The 935-nt window shown below is 47.0% G+C and carries 1 protein-coding gene; it reads right to left on the bottom strand.

Translation table 11 applies throughout. From position 1 onward, the window contains the following. On the bottom strand, positions 1-935 hold a 935-nt coding region (locus R8N47_RS24015; RefSeq protein ID WP_318185952.1), incomplete at both ends, for a formate--tetrahydrofolate ligase.

Here is a 935-nt window from a genome sequence, read left to right as displayed (position 1 = left end):
ATCGAATGCGTGAATGAGATCTTGAAGCGCGATGAGTTCTTGTTCGCAATCTTGAGGGAACTGGTTAATCGCAACAACGGCTGGGATTCCATATTTATGGACGTTCTTGATGTGCCACTTTAAGTTTTCAAACCCGGCTACCAATGCCGCTTGGTCAGGCGAGAAAATCGAATCTGGAATTGCCATGCCAGGGCGCAAGTCGTAGTGGCCGGAGTTCGCTTTAAGGCCTCTTAACGTCGCAACAATCACCACACAGTCAGGCGCTTTGTTGGCAGCCGCTGCTTTTATATTGCAGGCTTTCTCAAATCCCATGTCAGAGCCAAATCCTGCTTCAGTTACCGTGTAACGCGAAAGTTTTAACGCAATCTCATCAGCGATAATAGAAGAATTGCCATGCGCAATGTTAGCAAAAGGGCCTGCGTGGATCAGAGTAGGGACACCTTCAAGCGTTTGCATCAATGTTGGTGCAATGGCTTCTTTCAACGTTACGGCCATCGCACCTGCTACTTGTAAATCTTCTGTGGTGATAGGCTGACCGTCGAGATCATAAGCAACAACAATTTTGCCAATGCGCTGACGTAAGTCTTTAAGATTTTTTGCCAACGCAATAATGGCCATCAACTCGGATGCGGCTGAAATATCAAAGCCTTCGTTACGCTCAAATCCGTTAATGGTTTTGCCATGTTCGTTCAAACCAATTTTGACCATGCGAAGTGCACGGTCGTTGTGGTCCATCACGCGTTTCCAAGTAATGCTTTCAACGTCAATTTTTAATGCTTTTAAACCAGTTCGAGCTTCAAAGGCGTCATATCCTTCGCGCTGCTCGTGGAATAAGCGCGCATCTAAAGCTGCAGACGCTAAGTTGTGTGCAGCCGTAACGGCGTGAATATCACCCGTCAAATGCAAATTGAGCTCTTCCATTGGCGCAACTTGGG

The sequence above is a fragment of the Vibrio sp. 2132-1 genome (assembly GCF_033344315.1).
The sequence above is the reverse complement of the archived record's forward strand: the minus strand, read 5'-3'. Positions and strand labels throughout refer to the sequence as shown.